The sequence below is a fragment of the Streptomyces sp. WG5 genome (genome assembly GCF_049974565.1).
Lineage (GTDB): Bacteria > Actinomycetota > Actinomycetes > Streptomycetales > Streptomycetaceae > Streptomyces.
In genome coordinates this window covers 1-17,679 of the sequence record NZ_JBNGGC010000006.1, presented here as the reverse complement: position 1 = coordinate 17,679, position 17,679 = coordinate 1, and the positions used below count along the sequence as shown (strand labels likewise).

General features: G+C 72.4%; 11 protein-coding genes and 2 pseudogenes. 8 read left to right on the top strand and 5 right to left on the bottom strand.

Annotated features, from left to right (window positions below; genetic code table 11):
- Positions 1 to 393: 393 nt before the first annotated feature.
- The 5 genes and pseudogenes from ACP4IX_RS07880 to ACP4IX_RS07860 form a co-directional block, all read left to right on the top strand.
- A pseudogene (locus ACP4IX_RS07880) lies at positions 394 to 657 on the top strand (ISAzo13 family transposase); the annotation flags it as partial.
- A 926-nt stretch (positions 658 to 1,583) separates the two neighbouring features.
- Positions 1,584 to 4,475, top strand: coding sequence for an AAA family ATPase (locus tag ACP4IX_RS07875; protein WP_426555092.1), 2,892 nt, complete (start codon positions 1,584 to 1,586; stop codon positions 4,473 to 4,475).
- Positions 4,456 to 5,073: pseudogene (locus ACP4IX_RS07870) on the top strand (metallophosphoesterase); the annotation flags it as partial. The gene ACP4IX_RS07875 and the pseudogene ACP4IX_RS07870, both read left to right, overlap by 20 nt.
- Positions 5,074 to 5,086: 13 nt before the next feature.
- Positions 5,087 to 5,413 (top strand): 4'-phosphopantetheinyl transferase superfamily protein, encoded by a 327-nt coding sequence (locus tag ACP4IX_RS07865; RefSeq protein WP_426555091.1) that lies wholly within the window; start codon positions 5,087 to 5,089, stop codon positions 5,411 to 5,413.
- 184 nt (positions 5,414 to 5,597) lie between these two features.
- Complete coding sequence (locus ACP4IX_RS07860) at positions 5,598 to 7,259, top strand: flavin monoamine oxidase family protein (protein ID WP_426555090.1); 1,662 nt, start codon at positions 5,598 to 5,600, stop codon at positions 7,257 to 7,259.
- A 31-nt stretch (positions 7,260 to 7,290) separates the two neighbouring features.
- Here ACP4IX_RS07860 and ACP4IX_RS07855 read toward each other — a convergent pair whose 3' ends face one another.
- The 4 genes from ACP4IX_RS07855 to ACP4IX_RS07840 all read right to left on the bottom strand — a co-directional run bounded on the left by ACP4IX_RS07855 (position 7,291) and on the right by ACP4IX_RS07840 (position 10,609).
- Positions 7,291 to 7,767 carry a hypothetical protein gene (locus ACP4IX_RS07855; protein WP_426555089.1) on the bottom strand — a complete coding sequence of 159 codons (477 nt, stop codon included), beginning with the start codon at positions 7,765 to 7,767 and terminating at the stop codon, positions 7,291 to 7,293.
- Positions 7,764 to 9,167: a class I adenylate-forming enzyme family protein gene (locus ACP4IX_RS07850; RefSeq protein WP_426555088.1), complete on the bottom strand. Its 1,404-nt coding sequence runs from the start codon at positions 9,165 to 9,167 to the stop codon at positions 7,764 to 7,766. The genes ACP4IX_RS07855 and ACP4IX_RS07850 overlap by 4 nt, the downstream gene beginning before the upstream one ends.
- Before the next feature lie 213 nt (positions 9,168 to 9,380).
- On the bottom strand, positions 9,381 to 10,055 hold the full coding sequence (locus tag ACP4IX_RS07845; RefSeq protein ID WP_426555087.1) for a thioesterase II family protein: 675 nt from the start codon (positions 10,053 to 10,055) through the stop codon (positions 9,381 to 9,383).
- Positions 10,052 to 10,609, bottom strand: coding sequence for a sugar phosphate nucleotidyltransferase (locus tag ACP4IX_RS07840; protein WP_426555086.1), 558 nt, complete (start codon positions 10,607 to 10,609; stop codon positions 10,052 to 10,054). The genes ACP4IX_RS07845 and ACP4IX_RS07840 overlap by 4 nt, the downstream gene beginning before the upstream one ends.
- 449 nt (positions 10,610 to 11,058) lie before the next feature.
- On the opposite strand from ACP4IX_RS07840, the gene ACP4IX_RS07835 reads away from it, so the two are divergent.
- The 3 genes from ACP4IX_RS07835 to ACP4IX_RS07825 all read left to right on the top strand — a co-directional run bounded on the left by ACP4IX_RS07835 (position 11,059) and on the right by ACP4IX_RS07825 (position 14,153).
- Positions 11,059 to 12,066: an ABC transporter ATP-binding protein gene (locus ACP4IX_RS07835; protein ID WP_426555085.1), complete on the top strand. Its 1,008-nt coding sequence runs from the start codon at positions 11,059 to 11,061 to the stop codon at positions 12,064 to 12,066.
- Positions 12,063 to 12,908 carry an ABC transporter permease gene (locus tag ACP4IX_RS07830; RefSeq protein ID WP_426525746.1) on the top strand — a complete coding sequence of 282 codons (846 nt, stop codon included), beginning with the start codon at positions 12,063 to 12,065 and terminating at the stop codon, positions 12,906 to 12,908. The genes ACP4IX_RS07835 and ACP4IX_RS07830 overlap by 4 nt, the downstream gene beginning before the upstream one ends.
- Before the next feature lie 234 nt (positions 12,909 to 13,142).
- Positions 13,143 to 14,153 (top strand): ACP S-malonyltransferase, encoded by a 1,011-nt coding sequence (locus ACP4IX_RS07825; protein WP_426555084.1) that lies wholly within the window; start codon positions 13,143 to 13,145, stop codon positions 14,151 to 14,153.
- A gap of 99 nt (positions 14,154 to 14,252) precedes the next feature.
- Here ACP4IX_RS07825 and ACP4IX_RS07820 read toward each other — a convergent pair.
- A partial coding sequence (locus ACP4IX_RS07820) for a type I polyketide synthase (protein WP_426555083.1) occupies positions 14,253 to 17,679 on the bottom strand: 3,427 nt, incomplete at its 5' end.

Genomic DNA, 17,679 nt, shown 5'->3' with positions numbered 1-17,679 from the left:
CGGCCTCCGATCTCGCAGTACGTCCCTGGCTGCCCTGCTCCAATCCCGGCATCGGAAAATGCTTCACGGATCCTAGACGGGGAGTAGGTAATCGGCAACAACGGGAAAGCATGCAACGGGCAACCTGATCGGTTGAATTCTCGATGAGAGGTTACGTACGGTCCAAACATCGGGTCAACCCCTAGCCATCCCCTATACCCCCCTTGAAGGGTCAAGGAATGATGGGTCAGCATTTCTTCGCTCAGCTCAACGGTAAAGGAAACCCTGCCCGTCATCGACAAAGACGTGAACAACAGAGGGATACTCCCATGGAACTGCCGAACAATAACTCCTCGGTTTCTGCGGGCTGTCCGGTCGCAGGATGCGAGGGTGTCGGAGGGGACGAAGGCAGAGCTGGATGAGGTGTCGGGGCTGTTGGTGCCGCATCTCGATGAGGGGCAGCAGCGCCTGACGCTGGGTGCCGTGGCCCGTGTCCCGGGCCACGGCGGGATCAGCATGGTGGCCGGAGCGGCCGGGGTGGCGGAGTCCACGGTGTTGCGGGGTAAGCGGGAGCTGGAGCACGCGGAGGAGCCCGCCGGCCGGGTCCGCGCACCGGGCGCGGGCCGGAAGCCCTTGCGGGAGGTTGATCCGGGGCTGGTGCCCGCGTTTCCCTGTCTGCCACGGTCCCACCGCCCACCGGCCTCGGACATTCGCTCCGCCCACCGCTGACGGCCGCCGTCCCGCGCGGCTTCGCCCCGCTGCCTCCGGGTGGCGGGCACAGGGCACCCGAGGATCCACGACCTGGCGCCGGTCATCGATCGCGCGGTGCACCTGGGGCAGTTCCCGCAGGGCCGCGGGAACCGACCGAAGGGGACGACTGCGCCCGGGCATTGGCCGGTCCTCGCCCCTGCCGCGAGCCGGGTGACCGGCTCCACGCCGCGTCCCCGGACTGCGCACAACCGAGCGCGGGCGCGTGGCACTTGTCGGCGCAAACGTGATCTTCCTCACCGCCGACCCGGTATTACTCCGCGAGGAGCGGTGCGTAAGATCATTGAGGCTCGAGCGACGCGGATATAGCAGCTCGACGCGCTTGTGAGCCCCATTTCAAGGCACCTCTCGGGTTCACGACAGCAAGCGGTCGATTCGGGCTCTCCGAGCCGGGTGCGACACTCACCCCTATTCTCCGCGACTTCCATCCCGGGCCCCGTCCGGAACGCCTTCGCGGACCCGGCCCCAAAGGGCGGCGTTCCGCATGTGAGGTTCTTTGAGGTTGCCGTTCTTATTCCCGCCGCCATGCACCCATGACCTGCGACAACACACATCCTTCCGGCAACCGGACGTCCACCGGATGTTCGCTGTGCGGCAATACCCGGGCGACAGGTTGAGATACCGACGTGCTGGGGACGTTGATACAGTCCGGAACGGGGTCGGAATGGAATGGCCGGGGGGTGTCAGAATGTGCCTTGTGAGCAGCTTCGATTTTCCCTTTGTTACCGCAAGCGCCATTTCAGAGATCCCGCACGCGGAACCACGCGCAGTGGCCGGGCGCCGGAAAAACGCCCACCGTGGCGCCAGCTCACAACGCATTGCGGAGGTCTGACGTCATGCTGGTGGAACGAAATGGACAGATCGCGGACCTCGTCGCCTTCACCTCCGGTCAGAGCGCGGGCACGGTCTTCGGGTCCAGCCGCACAGCGGTGATCAGCGGGCCGGTGGCGTCGGGGAAGACGGCACTCCTCCACCGCGTCCTGGAGGACCGCGCGCTCGCGGAGCACGGACTGCTCACCGCCGTCGGCTCCCCCGCGGAACGCTCCATACCGTTCGGCGTGATGGAGCAGTTGCTCCACGATCCCCGGCAGCCCGCCACCGGTTCCCCGCCGCCCTTACTGACCGGGGCGGCAGGGCTGGGCGGCCTGCGTACGGCCGAGGAACCGGTGGCGACCGAGGTCCTCCAGTACTTCGAGGCCGAACTGGGCAGGATGTCCGCACGGGGACCGGTCCTGATCGCCGTGGACGATGTCCAGTACGCCGATGCCCAGTCCCTGCAGGTCCTGTCGTACGCGCTGCGCCGGTTCCCGTCGTCGGGCCCGGAAGCGGTGTCCGTGATCGTGACCATCGGTGCCGAGGTCCGCCGCAGACCGCCCGGCGCCCTGGAGGAACTCCTGCATCCCATGCAGGGGTTGCACGTGCGGGTCGGTCCGCTGAGCGTCGCCGGGGTGGAGCGGCTGCTCGTCGCCCGGGCGCGCGGGGGCGAGCCGGGCGAGGGCCCGGCCGGCACCGCGGCCACCGCCCGGCTGGCCGGTGCGCTGCACGCGGCCACCGGCGGGAATCCGCTGCTCGTCCACGGCCTGGTCGAGGACCACTTCTCCCACGAACGCCCGTCGGCCCAGCCCGGCGACGGCGCCGCGGACGGGTCGCCCGGCGCCGGCGAGCGGTTCCTGCGCAGCGCGCTGCTGATCGTGCACCGCGTCGGGGCCGACGGCCTGCGTGTCGCCCAGGGGATCGCCCTGCTGGGTGGCGTCAGCCCGCTGTCGCTGCTGGCCCGGCTGGTGGAGGTCGAGGAGCGGGCCGTCCTGCAGGTGGTGTCGGCCCTGGCCGACGCGGGTGTCCTGGACGGCGGCCGGTTCCGCCACGCGGGCGTGCGGACGGCGGTCGTGGAGAGCCTGGACGACGAGGCGGTGACGCGGCTCCGGCCGCGCGCCGCCCGTCTGCTGTACAAGGACGGCGCTCCCCCGCTGCTCGTCGCGGAACAGCTGCTGGGGCACGCCATGACGCCACCCGACGAGGAGTGGGCGCCCCAGGTGCTGGCAGATGCGGCCCGTGAGGCGATGGCCGCACAACGGGTGGACTTCGCGGTGAGTTGTCTGCGTATGGCCGAGGGCTGCTGCAGGAGCGAACGCGAGCGCGCGCAAGTGCGGATCGCGCTGGCGAGGTTCATCTGGCGGGTCACCCCGTCCGCGTGGCCGCGGCAGGTCCGCTCGCTCACCGGGACGGTCAGGGCCGGTCAGCTGCCGGCGGCCGACGCGCTGCGGCTCGTGGGCGACCTGCTGTGGAACGGCTGGACGGACGACGCGGTCACGGCCGTGCGACACGTGGCAGGGACCGCGTCCCCGCCCGACGCCGAACTCGCGGCGGAGGTGCTGTGGTTGCGGTCCGTCCTGGCGAGCACGTTCCCCGGGGTCCTGGAGCGGGTCGGGACGACACTCGCCCCGCTGCACGGCAGCGCGGCAGAGGTCCCGGTGTCCCGGCCGAACGAGAGCCGGCTGGCGGCGGCAGCGGCGCTGCACGGGGCGCTCGCCGGCGGCGCGGGCGGGGACGGCGGGGGCGGGACATCGCCCGCGCGGGAGGACGTCCGCCTCTCCGACACCGCCGACCGGATCCTCGCCGCCCTCCGTCTGACGGAGGAGACCGAGCCGACGGTGCAGGCCTGCCTGCTCGCTCTCGTCTACGCCGACCGGCTGGGGACGGCGACGCAGTGGGCCGACCGGCTGCTGGCGGAGGTCACGGCCCGCTGGCCCGCGAGCTCGACGGCGATCCTGCGGACCGTCCGGGCCCACATGGCGCTGCGCCACGGCCACCTGACGCAGGCGCGGCGGCTGGTCGAGGAGGCGCTGGAGGACCTGCCCCCGCACTGCTGGGGCGTGGGCATCGGGGCCCCGCTGTCGGTCCTGATCGAGGCGTGCACCGCCATGGGCGACCACGAGGCCGCCGCCGAGGTCGTGGGCCGGCCGGTGCCCGAGGAGATGTTCGCGACGCGCTACGGGCTGCAGTACCTGTACGCGCGGGGGCGGCACGAGCTGGAGACGGGCCGTCCGCACGCGGCCCTGCGGGACTTCACGACATGCGGCCGGCTGATGAGGCGCTGGGGCATGGACCGCTCAACGCTGGCGCCCTGGCGCGTCGGGGTCGCGGAGGCATCGCTCGCACTGGGCAGCCACGACCAGGTGGAGCACTTCGCGCGGGAGCAGCTCACCGGTGACGCCGGACCGCGGGTCCGCGGGATCGCGCTGCACGTGCTGGCGGCGGCGCGGCCCCTCGGCGAGCGCGCACCGCTGCTGTCGGAGGCGGTCTCGCTCCTCCAGTCCAGCGGCGACCGTTACGAGCTGTCGCGTGCCCTGACCGATCTGGGGCAGGCCCACAAGCAGCTCGGCGACCCGGTCCAGAGCAAGCTGCACACCCGCAGGGCGTGGCGGATCGCCGAAGGCTGCGGCGCCCACAAGCTGCGTCAGTCCCTGCAGTCCGAGCAGCCGGGCCAGGCTGCGCCGAAGGCCCCCGAGCAACCGCAGCCGGCGGCGACGGCGGGCCTGACGGACGCGGAGCGCAGGGTGGCCTCACTGGCCGCACAGGGTTACACCAACCGGGAGATCGGCGCGAAGCTCTTCATCACGGTGAGTACCGTCGAACAGCACCTCACCCGCGTCTACCGGAAGATCAACATCTCTCACCGCAGGGACCTGCCGGTCAGTCTGGACCTCGATGTCGCCCATATCGCCTGACCCCGCCACACCCCACGCCCCCCTCCCGAGGGGAGGGGCACCGTCTCCCGGCCCGCGGCTGCTCGCCGTCAGCGACCTGCACGTCGGCATGGCCGACAACCGGCCGGTCACGGAGTCGCTGCGGCCCTCCCACGACGACGCCTGGCTGATCGTGGCCGGTGACGTCGGCGAGCTCACCGAGGACATCGCATGGGCCCTCGGTCTGCTGGCCGGACGGTTCGCGAAGGTCGTACGGGCACCCGGCAACCACGAGTTGTGGACTCCGCGCGAGGACGCGGTGCAGCTGCGGGGCGAGGAGCGCTACCGCTGCCTGGTGGAGATGTGCCGGGGGCTCGGCGTCCTGACCCCGGAGGACGACTGGCCGCTGTGGGAGGGCTCGGGCGGGCCGGTGCGGGTGGCGCCCCTTTTCATGCTCTACGACTACACGTTCCGGGTGGCGGGCACCTCGACCAAGGAGAGGTCGCTGGCCCGCGCGCACGAGGCGGGTGTGGTGTGCACGGACGAGTACCTGCTCCACCCCGACCCGTTCCGCGGCCGCGACGACTGGTGCCGGGCCCGGGTGGCCGAGACCCGCCGGCGGCTGGCCGCGCAGGACCCGCGCGGGCGGCGCCATGCCGCGGTTCAGCCGCGACCGGCTGCTGTTCAGCGCGAAGGAGGCCGTCTACAAGACCTGGTACCCGCTGGTGGGCACCGAACTGGACTTCGACGACGCCGACATCGCGTTCCAGGAGGACGGCACGGCCGCCCGGCCGCAGGGCACGTTCTCGGCGCGCATCCTGCGGCCGCGGCGGGCTCCCGACGGCCGCCTGGCCGAGCGTTTCACGGGCCGGTGGCTCGCGGACCGCGGGCTCGTCGTCACGGCCATCGGCTTCCCCGCCGCAGCCCGCGCTGCGGTGCCGGAAACCCGTCCGGGCACGGCCCGTTACCAGGGTTCCTAGGGGTTGTTGCCCCGACTCCCGCCGAAATAGCGTCATTGCCGGTGCGACTGCGCAGCCGCGGGCCGCGGGCCGCGGTGTCCCGTACCCCGGGCGTGCGGCCCGGCGCGCCGCGCTGCCCGGCTCCCGCCCGAACGGTCTCCGGTTTCCTGGAAGCGCCGCGGAATCGGCCCGAGAGGTATTCCCGATGACGTCAGTCAGCCCGGCCCCCGTCACCATGCTCGTGCCGGACTTCCCGTTCTCGTACGACGGCTGGCTCCGCCATCCGGCCGGGCTCGGCGCCCTCCCCCCGGAACGCCTGGGGTCCCCGGTGGCCGTGGTCGGTGGCGGTATGGCGGGCATGACCGCGGCGTACGAGCTGATGCGCCTGGGCCTGCGCCCCGTCGTGTACGAGGCGGAGCAGATCGGCGGCCGCATGCGCTCGGTGCCCTTCCCCGGGCAGCCGGACCGCGTGGCGGAGATGGGGGCGATGCGCTTCCCGCTCTCCGCCCGGGCCCTGTTCCACTACGTCGACCTGCTGGGGCTGCGCACCACCCCGTTCCCCAATCCGCTGGCGCCGAGCACGCCGAGCACCCTGATCCACCTCATGGGCGAGCGGCACCGGGCGCGGGCGGCCGACGACCTCCCGGACGTCTACGTGCAGGTGGCCTCCGCGTGGGAGAAGGCCCTGCAGGAGCGGGCCGAACTCGCCACGATGCGCGACGCCGTCCAGCGGCGGGACACCGAGACGCTGAAGCGGGTGTGGAACCGGCTGGTCCGGGAGTTCGACGACCAGTCCTTCTACGGCTTCCTCGCGACCAGTTCGGCGTTCCAGTCGTTCCGGCACCGGGAGATCTTCGGCCAGGTGGGCTTCGGCACCGGCGGCTGGGACACCGATTTCCCCAATTCGCTGCTCGAGATCCTGCGCGTGGTCTACACCGAGGCCGACGACAACCAGGTCGCCATCACCGGTGGCTCCCAGCGGCTACCGTACGGCTTGTGGGAGCACCGGCCGGAACACTGCGCGCACTGGCCGGCGGGGACGTCCCTGGCGTCCCTGCACGGCGGTTCGGCGCGGCCCCGGGTGCGTTCGGTCGTCCGGGACGGCGGCGGCTTCCGGGTCACCGACGCCTCCGGGCGCGACGACCGGTTCGACGCGGTGGTGTACACCCCGCACCTGTGGACGCTGCTGAACCGGGTGGAGTGCGACCCGGCGCTGCTGTCCGCGCCGCTGTGGACCGCGGTGGAACGCACGCACTACATGGGCGCCTCCAAGCTGTTCGTCCTGACGGACCGGCCGTTCTGGCACGACCTGGACCCGCTCACCGGCGAGCCGGTGATGAGCATGACCCTCACCGACCGCATGCCGCGCGGGGTGTACCTCTTCGACGACGGCCCGGACCGCCCCGGCGTGATGTGCCTGTCGTACACCTGGAACGACGACTCGCTGAAGATGGCCACGCTGGCCCCCGGCGAGCGGCTGGACGTCCTGCTGGACAATCTCGCTCTCGTCTACCCCGGGCTCGACATCCGCTCCCACGTCGTCGGCGACCCGCTCACGATCACCTGGGAGACCGAGCCGCACTTCATGGGCGCGTTCAAGGCGAATCTGCCGGGTCAGTACCGCTACCAGCGGCGGCTGTTCACCCAGTTCATGCAGCGCGGCCTGCCCGCCGCCGAGCGCGGCTTCTTCCTGTGCGGCGACGACGTCTCCTGGACGGCCGGTTTCGCCGAGGGCGCGGTCACGACGGCGCTGAACGCCGTGTGGGGCGTCCTGGAGCACCTGGGCGGCATCACGCACCCGGAGAATCCCGGCCCCGGCGACCTCTTCGAGGTGCTCGCGCCCCTCGACCTGCCCTACGACTGCTGAGGCCCGGGATTCTCCGGCTCGGACGCCGTGCCTACGGCCGGCCGGTCGCGCCCGCCAAGGCCGCCGTGCCCTCGGCGCAGGACTGGCGCAGCGCCTCCGGTTCGGCCGGGTCCAGCAGGCCCGCGGAGCCGCGGCGGCCGTCGCCGTCGAGAAGGCCGGCGGCGGCCTCCAGCCAGTCGGGCCGGGCCTCGACACCGATGAACCCGGCCGGCCGGGTCAGCTCCTCGCGCGGCTCGGCCAGCAGGTCCTGGTCCTCGTAGGACAGCGAGGTGCGGATGCCGGCGGGGAGTTCCTCCAGGTTCCGTACGCCGTCGACGATCCAGCGCAACCACATGTCGCCGAAGACGGGGAGCGGGATGGGCCGGTCCATGATGAGGGCGGGGTCGTACGTGCCCGTCAGCAGCGGGGCCAGGGCGGGCGGACCGGGCGCGGATCTCGGGCACCAGCCGACTCCCCCGTCGTTTCCTGCCGTGCCCCGCCGCCACCGCCGGGCGGCGGGCTGTGTCACTCGGCGGCCATCCGCGCGAGCTGCTTCTTGTCGGGCTTGCCGTTGCGGTTGAGCGGGAACTGCTCCAGCACGACGACCCTGTTGGGCTGTTCGAAGGCGGGCAGCAGCGAGCACAGCCGCTCCCGCCAGTAGCCGGCGTCCCGCTGCTCCTCGTCCTCGACGAAGAAGACCAGTCGGGAGCCGCGCAGTTCGTCCGGGAGCGGCACGATGCGGGTGGGGCAGCCTTCTGCCGCCACCTTCCGCTCGATCAGTTCCGGGTAGAGCGTGTAGCCCATGCGGTGCACGGCGAACTTGCGTCCCAGGACGTGCAGGTTGCCGGCGTCGTCGAGGTGGCCGAGGTCCCCGGTGCGCTGCCATCCGGTGGGGACGGGGAGGACGGAGCCGTCGTCGGCGATCTGCCCCTCCAGCGCGTCGGGGGTGTCGACCTCGATCTCGCCGGGCTGCCCGGCGGCGACCTCCTGGCCGTCCTCGTCGACGATCCGCAGCCGGATGCCGTCCATGGCACGGCCGCACGCGACGGGGTTGCCGAGGGTGGCGAAGGAGATGTTGCCCAGTTCGGTGGAGCCGTAGCTGTCCAGCAGCGGAAGGCCGAACTCCTCGACGTAGGCCGCCACGAGGGGGGCGTCCAGCGGCGCCGCGCCCACGCAGAACATCCGGGCGCCGGCGACGTGTTCGCGCAGCGCCGGCTTGCGGGTCACCAGGCTCAGGATGCTGCGGTAGCTGGAGGGGGTGGCGTCGATGACGGTGACGCCGGCGTCGCGCCCCATGCGCAGGGCCCGGTCCAGGCGCCGGTAGGGGGCGATGACCAGGGAGCAGCGGGTGAGATAGGCGATGAGCACCATCGACAGCCCGTACTGGTGGGCGAAGGGCAGCAGCGGCATCAGCACGTCGTCGGGGCGGTGGCCGACCTGCTCGGCGTTGCGCCGCAGGTTGCGCAGGAACTTCCCGCCGGACTTGACCACGCCCTTGGGCGAGCCGGTCGAGCCGGAGGTCCACATGATCAGGCCGTCGGGCAGTTCGCCCCACGCGTCGCAGGACAGGTTGCGCGGCACCGAGGGCAGGCCCGCCGTGGCGACCATCAGCTCGTACAGGTAGAGGGGGTCGGCGCCCTGGTCGATGGGGGTCTCGTCGTCGACGATGGTGACCTTGACGCCGGTGCGCAGGGCGATCCGCCGGGTCTCCTCGACGTGCTCCTGCTGGTCGACGAGGACGATGGAGGCTCCCACCTCCATCAGCGCGTAGAGGACGCAGACGTAGCTCGCCGAGTTCCCGGCCTTCAGCATGACGCGGTCGCCGAGGCCGATCCCGTGTTCCCGGAGCACATCGGCCACGCGGAGGGCGTCCTGCTCGAACTCCTCGACGAGCCGTACCGAGTCTGCTGCAAAGATCTTCGCGGTCATCGGTGGCACTGAGTCCTTCCTCTGGGCCGAACGTGGCCGGTGCTGACGTGGTCTGCGCGGTGCCGCGGGCGTGCCCGGACCCGTTCACTGGGGGTGGATCGCGGGGGATGCGCGCGCTGCGCGGCGGTGCTGTCGGTCCCGTCCCGTGGACGCGGTTCTCCACCCGTCACGCTAGGGACCAGGGCACATCGCGGGGTACCCCTGTTCCGCCCCCTACGGCCCCTGCTTCGGCGCGGCACGGTCGGGCTCCGGTCCGTGGAGCGAGATGAGCTGGTCGTGCACGAGATTGACGACCTCGCGGCGGTGCGAGTCGAGATAGCCGGGCGCGCCGGGGAAGACCTCCAGGTCGAACGGCCCGGCCGTGCAGCGCCGCCAGGCCCGTACACCGGGCAGCGGCGCCTGCGGGTCGTGGTCCCCCGTCAGGGCGACGACGCAGCACTGGAGAGCGGGCGGCCCCAGGAATCCGCGGTGGCCGGGACCGGGACGCCCGGACACGAAGAGCGTCAGCGGCCCGGTGTCGGTCTCCCGCTCCAGCCGCTGCGCGACACCGTAGGCGAGTTCGGCCCCCAGACGGTGGCCGAAAAGGGCCAGCGGGCGGTCCGTCCAGTCGCGCACCGCATCGTAGATCTTGTCGGTGAGGCCGGGACGGTTCACCGGCGGCTCCGCCTCCCCCGTGTCCAGCAGCGGGTACTGGACGATGAGCAACTCAACGGTGGGGAGAAGGAGTTCGGACATGGCGAGATAGCAGGCCGAGGAGTTTCCCGCGTCCGGGAAGCAGACCAGCCGGTATCGGCTGGGGACGGCCGGCTGCTCGATCCTGATGAGCACCACGCCGTCGCACGCGACGTCCGTGACGGCTCGGGCGTGGCCGCTGGACTCGGACGTCATCCCCCGGCCGGCCCTGCCCCGGCCGCCCCGTGCGCGGAGCCGGCCCCGTCCGGTTCGGCGCTGCACACGGTGACAGCGAGGCCCTTGTCGTACAGCCACTGGAGGGCGTCGGACAGTCCGTCGCCGCCCGCGGCCGGGCGCTGCACCGCCTCCACGGCCGTGTGGAGTGCCGAGGTGAAGAAGTACACGTCCCAGGAGGAGGGACCGGGGGCCCGGGCCGCCATGATCTGCGCGGCGGGCCGCCGGACCCGGAACTCCTCCAGCGGTTCCACGATCCCGCCGGGCGGGAACCCGTCGCCCGCGCACAGCACGAAGTCGTCGTCCGCCAGCCAATCCCGGGCGCTGCGCACCGCACCGATCGTGCCCGCCTGCCCGGGCTGCTCCGGCAGGTAGGTGATGCTGATACCGAAGCGGGAACCGTCCCCCGCCTCTGCCTTGACGCCGTCGTCCGGGCCGGCGACGACGACACCCACGTCCACGACGCCCGCGTCGGCGATGCCGCGCAGGACCTGCCGGAGGACCGGTCCTTCGGCCGGCACGACGAGTGCCTTCACGGGGTCTCCTTGCCCGGGGGAAGTGTGCGGAGGGCAGTGGCGCCTGTCGCGCCGTACACCGCCCGCCCCGGTGAGCCGGGGCCCGCGGGAAGAAACGCACATGCGCGACCCACCGGAAATTCATTTCCGGGGATGCAATCCGGCGCGATCACGCGGCGATGCTAGAGGGATTCCCGACCGGGCTGCAACACCGCTTTCCCCAATGTTTGCCGACGCGACCGGAAAAGCGATGCGAGAAACGGCCGGGCAGCCCCTATTCCCCCCTTACAATTCCCTGCCGCCCCCTAGATCGACAAGGGACCGGAGTGCGCCGAAACCCCTTGTGCTACACAGGATCCGCACCATCCATGTCCTCTTCAGTCGGCGCTCGACGCGTGGCCGGTCACACGACATTACCGTGCGAATCACCGGACTGCCGTTGCCGCGTCCCGCACGATTCGTAGGCGTCAATGACATCACATCAGACCACGGATTCCGCCGTAGTGGTGGACGGGCTGGTCAAGAAATACCCGGGCCGCGACCGGCCCGCGGTGGACGGCTTGAGTTTCTCGGTGGGCAGGGGCGAGGTCTTCGGATTCCTCGGGCCGAACGGAGCGGGCAAGACGACGACCATCGGCGTCCTGACGACGCGGGTCGCCCCCACGGCGGGCCGCGCGTTCGTCCAGGGAGTCGACGTCGCCGCCCACCCGGCGCGGGCGCGCCGCGCCTTCGCCGTCGTGCCGCAGCGCAACAACCTCGACCGGTCGCTGAACCTGCGCCAGAACCTGGTCTTCCACGCCGGCTACCACGGCATGAGCCGCTCGGAGCGCAACCGGCTCGCCGACGAGTGCCTGGAGTGGGTCGGGCTGGCCGACCGCCGCAAGGCCCGCGGCGACGAGCTGTCCGGTGGCCAGGCCCAGCGGGTGATGATCGCGCGGGCCCTGATGCACCGTCCGGACGTGCTGTTCCTCGACGAGCCGTCCACCGGGCTCGACCCCCACGCGCGTCTGTTCATCCACGAGCGCATCGCCGAACTGAGCGCGCGGGGCGTGACGACCGTGCTCACCACCCACGACATGGACGAGGCCGCCAAACTCTGCGACCGCGTCGGCATCGTCGACCACGGCCGGCTGCTCGCCCTCGACACCCCGCAGGCGCTGCTCAAGAGCCTGAGCAGCACCGCGCTCACGCTCACCGTCCAGCCCGCGCAGCCGGGGGCGGAGAGCGTCACGCGCCTGCTGGAGGGCATCGAGACCGTCGAGCGGGTCGAAGCGGTGCAGCACGAGGAGGACACGGAGCAGGCCGGCGAGCAGGCCCCGGTCCGCCTGCGCATCTACAGCGACGCCCCGTCCGGCTCGGTCCTGCCGACGGTCATCACCGTCCTGGCGGACGCCAGTTGCGACATCAGGGACCTGTACGTGGGCACCGCCACCCTCGAGGACGTCTTCATCGATCTGACCGGCCGGGAGCTACGATGACCGCGACCACCGCCCCCGACCCCGTCGCCGGCTTCCCCGAGGAGCTGCGCCCCGAGCGCACCGGCGTGCGCACGGCGACCCGCACGTTCTTCTTCATCCTCTGGCGGGACACCTTCGTCACCGGCCGCGAACTGGGCATCTTCCTCGCGCAGGTGCTCGTGGAGCCGCTGTTCATCCTCTTCGTGTTCGGCAAGGTGCTGGGCGATCTCGGCTTCACCGCGGGCGGGTTCCAGCAGGTCCTGCTGCCGGGCGTCGTGGCGCTGAACAGCTTCCTGGTCAGCCTGCAGAACACGGCGCTGCCGCTGGTCATCGACTTCTCCTGGACCAAGGAGATCGAGGACCGCCTGCTCGCCCCGATCCCGACCACCCTGGTCGCCGTGGAGAAGATGGTCTTCGGCACGCTGCGCGGCGTCATCGCCTCCCTGGTGATGATCCCGATCGGCTTGCTGGTCCTGGACAACGTCTCCTGGCCCCTGGACACCTTCCTGCCGACCCTGGGCGTGCTGCTGATGGGCGCGCTCGCGGGAAGCACGGTGGGGCTGACCATCGGCACCCTCGCCCCGGCCCGCCACATCAGCGTGGTCTTCGCCGTGACGCTGACCCCGCTGATGTTCACCGGCTGCACCCAGTTCCCGTGGCGGGCCCTGACGGACCTGCGCTGGTTCCAGGTGCTGTGCACCCTCAACCCGCTGACGTACGTCAGCGAGGGCATCCGCGACCTGATGCTGCCGGCGGGCCCCGCATCGATCCCTCTATGGGTGGACCTGACCGCGCTCAGCGCGGCGATCGTGATCTTCGGGACGATCGGCATCTTGGGCTTCCTGCGCCGGGCCCAGGACTGATCCGGCGGCACAGGTCCGCGTCCCGCCCGCTCCGTGTCCCGTACTCCGTGTTCCGCACCACCCAGCGCCTCGTGGACCCGGCCATGCGCACCGCGCGCGGCCGGGTGCGCGGGGCCGCTTTCGTCCGGCCCGTCCGGCGGAAGCACCCCCCTTGTCCGAGCGCTCTTTCCCGACCGCTCCAGACGTACACCGACCATGACCGGGCGACCGGCCGGCGGCAAAGGCATCCACCTCATGAGCAATTCACAGCCGACTTTCGAGAACGACATCACCGCCCTTTCCCGGCAACCGCATTCCGGCGACGCCGAGGAGCGGAACCGCACGGCCATCGTGTTTCCCGGCATGGGGCCCTCGTCCTTCTCGGAGATCGGAAAGTTCCTGCTGCTCGACCCGTACGCCCGCCAGCGCCTCGCCGAGGCCGACGAAGCGCTCGGCTTCTCGCTCTTCGACCGTTTTCGCGCCGCGGAGGGCGATTACTCCGCCTATTCGCAGATCGCTTTCCTGATCGCTTCGATGGCCATGGCGGACCGGGCTGTGGACGCCCTCGGCCATTCCCCCGACGTCTGCGCCGGACCGAGCTTCGGCCAGAAGGCCGCCGCCGCCTTCGTCGGCTCGCTGTCCTTCGCGGACGTCGTGCGGCTCACCGCGGAGTGCGCCCGCTGCGAGGAGGAGTACTTCGCCGGCGCCTACCAGGACGTCGTCACCCACTGCTTCGTCCGCGTGCCGCAGGAGCCGTTCGACGCGATCCTCGCTGAACTCGACGACCGCGGCGCCTGGTACGACGTCTCCGGACGGCTCGACACCGGCTTCCACATGCTGTCGGTGCAGGAGAAGGAGCTCGACGGGCTCAAGGCGCGCATCAGCGCCGCGGGCGGCTACTCCATGTACTCGATGCGGCCGCCGGTCCATGCCGCGTCGTTCTCGGAGCTGCGCCGCAAGGCCGAGGCGGAGGTGTTCGGAGCGTACGAACTCGCCGACCCTGCCCTTCCCGTGGTGAACGACGTGGACGGCACGGTCGTCCGCGACGCCGCCGGGCTGCGCGCGATGATGCTGGACACCTTCGACCGGCCGATCCACTGGCCGAACGTGGTCGCGGGCCTGAAGGGGCTCGGTGTCGGCGCGGTGTGCGTCACGGGGCCGGACACCCTCTTCCACCGGCTCGACCTCACCAAGGACTCCTTCGAGGTCGTGACGGTGGGGCTGCCGAAGAAGCGTGCCCGGGAGCGGGAGCGGCGCGGAGCCTGATACGGCGCCGACGGCGGAGGGCCGGTCCCCACCCGAGTGGTGGGGACCGGCCCTCCGCCGTTCCACCCGCGGCCCGCGGGCTGCGTGCCGCGGGCCCGCTCAGAGGGTTCGGGTCAGCCAGTCCTCCACGGCCCGCGTGGTCGTCGCCGCGTGCTGCTCCATCATCGTGAAGTGGTCGCCCTCCACGTCCACGGCGGTGTGCTCCAGGTCCCAGTAGGAACGCCAGTCGCCGTCGGTGGGCCGGAACCAGTCGAAGAACCGCTCGCCGGCCCGGACCAGCAGTGTCGGGGACGTCACCGGCGTCGGCTTCCAGCCCGCGAAGAGCCGGAAGTAGGCGCCCATGGCCAGCAGACGGGTGTCGTCGACCGGCACATAGCTGTCCTGGCGCTCGGCGATGCCCTGGCCGAGACCGGGCTGCAGGCCCGCGAGCGCGTCGTCGTCGTGCGAGTAGATGTCGATCAGCACCACGGCCTCGGGACGGGTTCCCGCGCCCTCCAGCCGCGCGGCGACCGCGTGCGCGAGCATGCCGCCCGACGAGTGGCCGAGCAGCACGAACGGCTCGCCGCCGGTGTTCCGCAGCACGGCCTCCGCCTGCGCGGCGATCACGGCCTCCACGGACGTCGGCAGCTGCTCACCGCGCAGGAAGCCCGGCACGCCCAGTGCCCACACGTCCCGGTGCCCCCGGAACCCGGAGGCGAACCGGGCGTACTGGTGGGGGCCCGAGATCGACAGGATCGAGGGGAAGCAGACCACTCCGGGCCGCTTCTCACCCCGGGCGAGCCGCACGAAGGCGGGCGCCTTGCGCAGTTCCGCCGGCGAGGCGAACGAGGGCCGGAACCGCGAGGCCTGCATAAGCATCTCCATGAACTGCCCCGAGGTGCCCTGTGCTCCGGCCTCCTGGAGCATCGCGCCGAACACTCCGGCGCCCTCGTCCCCGGTACCCCCCGCGTCGCCCGCGGCCGACTGGGCGTCCCCGGAAGCCCCGGCGAGTTCGGCACGCAGCAGTCCGGCGACCAGGATGGGTGTCGGGTAGTCGAAGACAAGGGTGGGAGGCAGCCGCAGGCCCGTCGCCGCGTTCAGCTGGTTGCGCAGCTCCACGGCGGTCAGCGAGTCCAGACCCAGCTCCAGGAACTCCTGGGTCTCCCCCACCGCGTCGGGCGAGGGGTAGGCGAGCACGGCCGCGACCTGTGCGCGCACGACGTCGAGCAGCACCCGCTCCTGCTCCTCCTCGGACAGCCCCGGCAGCTCCGCGAGCCGTCGGGCGGCCGCCGATGCCGCCGCCTCGCCGGCGCTCTGCCCGGCGGCCCTGCGGGACCCACCGCGCACCAGCCCCCGGAAGACGGCTGGAAGGGCACCGGCCTCCGCCCGGGCACGCAGCGGCGCGGTGTCCAGGTGCATCGCGACCAGGACGCCGTCGTCGGCCGTGTCCGCTCCCGTCCCGCCGCCGGCGGCCGCAAGGGCACAGGCCGTGTCGAACAGCGCCAGGCCCTCCCCGGAGGTCAGCGGCGACAGTCCGGCGCGCGCCAGACGCTGCATGTCGGCGGCCGTGAGCTCGCCGGTCATCCCGCTGGGCGTCTCCCACAGTCCCCACGCCAGCGACACCGCGGGCAGCCCCGCCGCGCGCCGGTGCTGGGCGAGGGCGTCCAGACAGGCGTTCGCCGCCGCGTAGTTCGCCTGTCCGGGGTTGCCGAGCGTGCCGGCCACCGACGAGAACAGCACGAACGCGGCGAGGTCCGCGTCCCGGGTCAGCTCGTGCAGGTGCAGGGCCGCGTCCACCTTCGGACGCAGGACGATGTCGATCCGCTCGGGGGTCAGCGACGGAACCAGTCCGTCGTCGAGACGGCCGGCCGCGTGGACGACCGCGGTGAGCGGGTGCTCGGCGGGGATGCCCGCCAGCAGCGCCGCCAGCGCCTCCCGGTCGGACGCGTCGCAGGCGACGACGGTCGCCTCGGCACCGAGCGCGGTGAGGTCGGCCACGAGCTCGGCGGCACCGTCGGCGTCGGGGCCGCGCCTGCTGGTCAGCACGAGGTGCCCCACACCCCGTTCCGTGGCCAGGTGCCGGGCCAGAAGGCCGCCCAGCACGCCGGTGCCGCCCGTGATGAGGACGGTGCCCTCCGGGTCGAGGGCGGGGACCTGCGCCTCCTCGGCGGGCTCGGCGGACTCGGCGGGTTCGGTGGCCTCGGGCCGTGCCGCGGGGACCCTGGCCAGCCGTGCGGCGTGCAGTGTTCCCCCTCGGAGGGCGAGTTGGTGCTCGCCGGACGACTGCGCGGCAGCGGCGGCCGCCAGGAGCGGGCCGAGCTTCGCCGGGTCGTCGCCGCCGTCGTCCTCGGCGTCGAGGTCGAGCAGCAGGAAGCGGCCGGGGTTCTCGGACTGCGCCGATCGCACCAGGCCCCACACCGCCGCCTGGGCGACGTCCCGCACCCCCTCGCCGGGCCGGGCCTCGACCGCGCCGCGCGTCACGAACGCGAGCCGTGAAGCGGCGAGCGGTTCCTCGGCCGACCACGCCTGGACGAGCCCGAGCGCGGAGTGCGCCGCGTGCCGGGCCTCCTCCGCGACCCGTGCCGCGCTCGCGGCGCCCGCCGGCACGCACGGGACCAGCACGGTGTCCGGTGCCGGTTTGCCCGCCGCCACCACGCCGGCCAGCGCGTCCAGGTCCGCGTACGCCTCGACCGGGACGCCCGCTCCCCGCAGCGCGGCCTCGATGCCGAACGGGTCCGTGCCGACCACGGCCCAGCTTCCGCCCGCCGGGGCGGTGCCACCGGCCACGGCGGGCCACTCCAGCCGGAACAGCGACTCGTGGAACGCGGGGCCGGCCGCCCGCAACCCGGCGGGGTTCATCTCCCGCAGCAGCAGCGACTCGACCGACACCACCGGTTCGCCGCGCTCGTCGAACGCCGCGAGCGAGACCGCGCCGGAACCCGCGGGGGCCAGGCGCACCCGCAGCGCACCGGCACCGACGGCGTGCAGGCCGACACCGCCGAAGGAGAAGGGCAGCCGCATGCGGGGGCCGTCCTCGCCCCGCTGCTCGTCGTCGGCGACGAGGGAGGAGCCCAGCACGATGCCGTGGAGGCCCGCGTCCATTAGCGCGGGGTGCACCCCGAACTGCGCGGCCTGGGCCAAGGCCTCGTCGGGCAGCAGGAGCTCGGCGAACAGCTCGTCACCGCGGCGCCAGGCCGCCCGCAGGTTGCGGAACGACGGGCCGTACGCGAACCCGACGGCGGCGAAGCCGTCGTACAGACCCGTCACGTCCAGCGGTTCGGCCCCGGCCGGAGGCCAGACCGCCGCGTCCTGCGCCGGCGGCGGGGTCGCCGCGGACACCGGGCAGAGCAGACCGCTCGCGTGCCGGGCCCACGGCACGTCCAGGCCGCTCTCGCCGCTCGCGGCCTCGGGGCGCGAATGCACGTGCAGCGCCCGCCGCCCGTTCGCGTCCGGCTCGGCCAGCGACAACCGCAGTTGGAGTGCGCCGCGTTCGGGCAGGACGAGCGGCGCCTCCAGCGTCAGCTCCTCCAGCAGCTCGGTACCGGCC

What these genes read in the sequence shown, in the direction of transcription:
- ACP4IX_RS07875 (WP_426555092.1), top strand. Translation starts at nt 1,584, where the DNA reads ATGCTGGTGGAACGAAATGGACAGATCGCGGACCTCGTCGCCTTCACC.
- ACP4IX_RS07865 (WP_426555091.1), top strand. Translation starts at nt 5,087, where the DNA reads ATGCCGCGGTTCAGCCGCGACCGGCTGCTGTTCAGCGCGAAGGAGGCC.
- ACP4IX_RS07860 (WP_426555090.1), top strand. Translation starts at nt 5,598, where the DNA reads ATGACGTCAGTCAGCCCGGCCCCCGTCACCATGCTCGTGCCGGACTTC.
- ACP4IX_RS07850 (WP_426555088.1), bottom strand. Translation starts at nt 9,167, where the DNA reads ATGACCGCGAAGATCTTTGCAGCAGACTCGGTACGGCTCGTCGAGGAG.
- ACP4IX_RS07845 (WP_426555087.1), bottom strand. Translation starts at nt 10,055, where the DNA reads ATGACGTCCGAGTCCAGCGGCCACGCCCGAGCCGTCACGGACGTCGCG.
- ACP4IX_RS07835 (WP_426555085.1), top strand. Translation starts at nt 11,059, where the DNA reads ATGACATCACATCAGACCACGGATTCCGCCGTAGTGGTGGACGGGCTG.
- ACP4IX_RS07830 (WP_426525746.1), top strand. Translation starts at nt 12,063, where the DNA reads ATGACCGCGACCACCGCCCCCGACCCCGTCGCCGGCTTCCCCGAGGAG.
- ACP4IX_RS07825 (WP_426555084.1), top strand. Translation starts at nt 13,143, where the DNA reads ATGAGCAATTCACAGCCGACTTTCGAGAACGACATCACCGCCCTTTCC.